The sequence below is a fragment of the Chamaesiphon sp. OTE_75_metabat_556 genome (assembly GCF_031378165.1).
In the GTDB taxonomy this organism is placed as follows: Bacteria; Cyanobacteriota; Cyanobacteriia; order Cyanobacteriales; family Chamaesiphonaceae; genus Chamaesiphon.
The window spans coordinates 1-4,831 of sequence record NZ_JANNDR010000107.1; the positions used below are offsets into that span (position 1 = coordinate 1).

The following is a 4,831-nucleotide window of genomic DNA, read 5'->3' on the forward strand; positions in this document are numbered from 1 at the left end:
CCACAGACGATCTCACCAATTACGACAGAGCTTGGCATTCACTTGATTCGGGTTGCTGAAATTATCCAACCACAGCTAGATATTGTGATTTATCAACAGATTTTAATGGAGCTGTTCGATCGCTGGGTGGAAGAGTGTTTAGAGGTTAGGGGATAGAGGGTAGAGGATCTACGGTGTGTATATAAGTCCGATTGAGTCGATCCTAGAAGATCCCCCCTAGCTTTTTAAGGGGGCTAGGGGGGATCTTCTCGGATTTACGAGTGATACCCTTATACTTTTCAAACAGCCTCTAACCCCTAACCCCTATCCCCTGATGCGTCGGCAAAACTGCGACTTTAAACCAGTAGTCGATGAGAATCCGCACTAATGACCGCAACTGGTCGATTTTCATGGGTTTGAGCAGATAGCTATTGACGCCGGATTGATAGCAAGTTTGGATATCCTTGGGATTGGAGGAGGTGGTGAGGATGACGATAGGGATGGTTTTGAGGTGTGGGTTTGTCTTGATGACCGCCAATACTTCGCGCCCGTCGGTACCGGGCAAATTGAGATCTAAGATGACTAAATCGGGATGGAGCCGATCGATCTCATTGGCGTAGATCCCGTCGCGATTGAGATAATCGATCGCATCATCCCCATCGATACAGCGATCGATCAACAGCTCCAGATCGCTAGCATCGGTGATAATCCGACTCAATACTTCAAAGTACTCGTCACTATCTTCGACAATCAATAATGTTGGTGGCTGAAATCGATCTTTCACGATCGCGAACCCAAGGTAAAGTAAAACGTGCTACCTTCACCGAAAGTTGATGTTACCACGAGATTACCACCATGACGATCGACGATCTTTTTGGCGATCGTCAAGCCAGCACCAGTGCCACCACCGTATTTGGTGGCTGGATGCAACCGCTTAAAAATTTTGAAGATATTGTCGAAATGTTTGACCCGAATGCCGATGCCATTATCTTTAACAAAAAAGATCGACTGCGATCGATCGAGCTGGAGATCGGTAGGTAGATCGGCGTGGCTCTCTGTGGGCAAGATATAGCCGATCTCGATCGATTTGAGGTCGTGATCGTTATACTTAATCCCATTGCTGATCAGGTTGGTAAATAGCTCTGCCAACTGGGTGCGATCGCATTGGACGATCGGTAACGGTCGCGAGATCCGAAATTCCGCTGTCGCTGTTTGACTGATTTTAATCACATCAATGACGCTCTCGACGACATCGGCCACATTCACTGGCTCGAATAGGAGTTCGGCGCGACCGCAGCGGGAATAGTGCAGCAATGACTCGATCAGATCTTCCATCCGTTGCGTCAACCGCATCAGGGTAGCCAATTTGTGGGTGCCATCTTCACCCAACTTGTCGCCATAATCTTCAATCAAGAACGTCGAATAGTTGTGGATGCCGCGCAGGGGTTCTTTGAGATCGTGCGATGCGACATAGGCAAAAGCATCCAGCTCGATATTACTCCGTTCCAGCTCGGCATTTAATAAGGCCAATTCGTCGGCTTTTTGGAGGACGATCCCGATAATCCGCATCCGTAGTTCTAGTGCGGCTTCGATTTCACAGGCTTTCCAGGGTAGCGATTTGCGTTGGACTGTCTCTTTCCATAGCTCGAAGGATTTGCGTGGGGTCATCCGCAGTCCATTATCAGCATCAACAGTGACAGGTTTACTCGGTTTGCCGCCCCAATCGATCGTTTGAAGTACTTCCGGTCGAAACCAGAGCAAATAGGTGTGTTGAATCCGCGAAATACGGAGGGCTAGCAGCCCGCTGGCGACATCTTTCGATGGTGACAGGGGTTCGTAATCATTTACCAACGCATTGGTACTATCGCTCGGCAGATTCGATTGCCATGCTGAATTTCTAGATCTCAAAAATCTCTCGATCGACAGAGGTCTCGATCGCGATTGAAACTTACCTTGTGTAGTTAAGGATGTAGCTAAGATTTAAAATTAATTGTTAAATCTGATGATGTTTAGATCCGTTGCACTCGAACCTAAATTATTGTCGATCGCCAGACTCACAAACGATGTTTGTGGTCTGCGGATCTGGCAATAATTTAACCACAATTTAAGCGAGGAGTCATGAAGAAGATCGGTTTATTGTTAGCTTCGGCGGCTAGTGTCGCATTACTGATCAGTTCCTGTTCGCCATCTGGCACTGGTGGTACTGGTGGCACTGGTGGTACTGGCACAGATGGAACGGCACCTGGGACTGGTACCGGCACCACCCCGTCGGCTAGTCCAACTACCAGTCCGGGGACGAGTAGTCCGGGGATGAGTCCGACGACTAGCCCGACCACCACTCCCAAAACCAATTCGACAACTAGCCCTTCAGCCAGCCCTTCAACCAGTCCCTAATCTCACTCGATCGATAAGTAGATCCTGTAGTTAAAACAACTGCATCGTCATCTAAAACAAGTTTGCTTGAATTAAATATATCCAGGGGGAGATGTCTACAGACATCTCCCTTGATTTATGGAATCTGATGCTAGCAATAATCGCGCTAGATGATGATTTACTCGATCGATCTCTACCCAAAGACAGAGCTTAAAAATAGGTTTCTTACTTAGATTTAGATAGCAGATCCATCCTAATCGTAAAGGTATAGATTTACTTTCTCTCCATCAAAGTAAATCTCCTCTACCTAAAATATTCAGCTCAAAATAGCACCCCAGGAATACCATGAGCGAGCAAAATTCGATTGACGAGCACAGCAAGAATCAGAGCCTCGATGACTATCGCGTAGCACCGGGTGCAAAACTCACCACAGATGAGGGTCATCCAATTAGTAATACCGATGACTCGCTCAAAGCAGGCGGGCGCGGTCCGACACTATTAGAAGATTTCCATTTCCAACAAAAGCTATCGGCATTCGATCGCGAACGCATTCCCGAGCGGGTAGTCCACGCCCGTGGTGCGGGGGCACACGGTTACTTCGAGCCATATGTATCGATGGCCGAATTTACCAAGGCGAAGTTTTTGGCAGATCCAGCGGTGAAAACACCCGTATTCGTGCGCTTCTCCACCGTTGGGGGTTCGCGCGGCTCGGCTGATGCCGTGCGGGATGTACGCGGCTTCGCTGTCAAGTTCTACACTGAAGATGGCAACTATGACATTGTCGGTAACAATATTCCGGTCTTCTTTATTCAGGATGCGATTAAATTTCCCGATCTCGTGCATTCGATCAAGCCCGAGCCAGACAACGAGATGCCGCAGGCTTCGACCGCACATCCGAGTTTCTGGGATTTTATTTCGCTGATCCCAGAATCAATGCACATGATTATGTGGTTGTTGTCCGATCGGACATTACCGCGCAATTTCAGTACGATGCAGGGTTTTGGCGTCCATACCTTCCGGTGGGTGAATGAGTCAGGCCAATCTCATTTTGTTAAGTATCACTGGAAGCCGATGGCCGGAGTACATTCCAATGTCTTCGATGAGGCTCAAAAGATTGCGGGTAAAGATCCCGACTTCCACCGCCGGACGTTGTGGGAAGCGATCGATCAAGGCAACTATCCAGAGTACGAGCTAGGTGTCCAAATTATCCCCGAAGCAGACGAACACAAATTTGACTTCGATATTTTGGATGCTACCAAAATGATCCCCGAAGAATTAGTACCAGTCCAACCGATTGGGAAAATGGTACTCGATCGCAACCCAGATAACTTCTTTGCCGAAACCGAGCAGGTTGCTTATCAACCCTCAAATGTGGTGCCAGGGATTGACTTTAGCGACGATCCACTCCTCCAAGGGCGGCTGATGTCTTACCATGATACCCAACTGCATCGGCTGGGCAGTCCCAACTTCGTCCACTTACCGATCAACCGTCCCGTTTGCCCGTTTAGCAATAACAATCAGGATGGCCGGATGCAGATGGATATCAAAACCAGCCGCGTCAACTACTCGCCCAACTCGCTCGGTGACAATCTCCCTGCGCCAGTTGCGCCAGAAGATGGGGGGGCTGTGACTTACCCAGAGCGGGTAGAAGGACACAAGGTGCGCGAGCGTAGTCCGAGTTTTGGGCAGCATTTCGCTCAAGCTACTCTGTTCTGGAATAGTCTCTCTAAGGGCGAACAGGATCGCTTGGTTGAAGCCGCTCACTTTGAATTGGGTAAAGTACCGCAGATGGAGGTCAAACAACGGATGCTCCATCGCTTCAACCAAGTAGACCACGAGCTAGCCCAGCGCGTCGCCCTCGGGTTGGGGATGTCGGCACCGACGGCACCAGTTACTGAGAACCACGGTCAAAAATCAGCGGCTCTGAGTCAGGAAAACACGACCAAGACTGCCAAGGGTCGCAAGGTGGCAATTTTAGCGGCCAATGGGGTTGATGGGGCGCAGTTGGCAACACTCAAGCATGCGCTGAGTGCGATGAGTATCTCGACTGAGATCGTTTCTACGATGGGCGGAACGATCGCGACTGCCGATGGCGGTCAGATCGAGGTCGATAAGACGTTCTTGACTGCGGCTTCGGTGCTATATGATGCGGTGTATGTCCCTGGTGGTGCTAAGAGCATTGAGGCGTTAAAGGCGCATGGGGAGGCGTTAAGTTTCATCCATGAGGCGTTTAAGCATTTTAAACCGATCGCGGGTTCTGGCGAGGGTGTGGAGTTGCTGATGCAGGCGGATCTCAAGGGGATCGATGCGTCGCAGGTGAATGGCAAGATGAGTACTCAGTTGGGTGTGATTGCCAGTCGCGATGTGTCGGAGATGGCTGGTTTTGCTACGGCGTTTATCGATGCGATCGAGGAGCATCGGTTCTGGATGCGTCCGGTGCCGGGGACGGCTTCGGTTGAGGCGGATGCGGCGCAGTTGA

General features: G+C 49.9%; 3 protein-coding genes and 1 pseudogene. 2 read left to right on the plus strand and 2 right to left on the minus strand.

The genetic code is table 11. The annotated features are described in order from the left end of the window. Positions 1-289: 289 nt before the first annotated feature. Both RMO27_RS04715 and RMO27_RS04720 read right to left on the minus strand, forming a co-directional pair. Positions 290-763, minus strand: coding sequence for a response regulator (locus RMO27_RS04715; protein ID WP_309729704.1), 474 nt, complete (start codon positions 761-763; stop codon positions 290-292). Beyond that, positions 760-1,839, minus strand: a pseudogene (locus RMO27_RS04720) (ATP-binding protein); the annotation flags it as partial. The gene RMO27_RS04715 and the pseudogene RMO27_RS04720, both read right to left, overlap by 4 nt. Positions 1,840-2,097: 258 nt before the next feature. Between RMO27_RS04720 and RMO27_RS04725 the strand changes: the two are divergent. Both RMO27_RS04725 and RMO27_RS04730 read left to right on the plus strand, forming a co-directional pair. Further along, entirely contained in the window at positions 2,098-2,373 is a 276-nt protein-coding gene (locus tag RMO27_RS04725; protein WP_309729708.1) for a hypothetical protein, read from the plus strand. Positions 2,374-2,697: 324 nt separating this feature from the next. Continuing rightward, the coding region (locus RMO27_RS04730; protein WP_309729711.1) for a catalase at positions 2,698-4,831 on the plus strand (2,134 nt) is incomplete at its 3' end.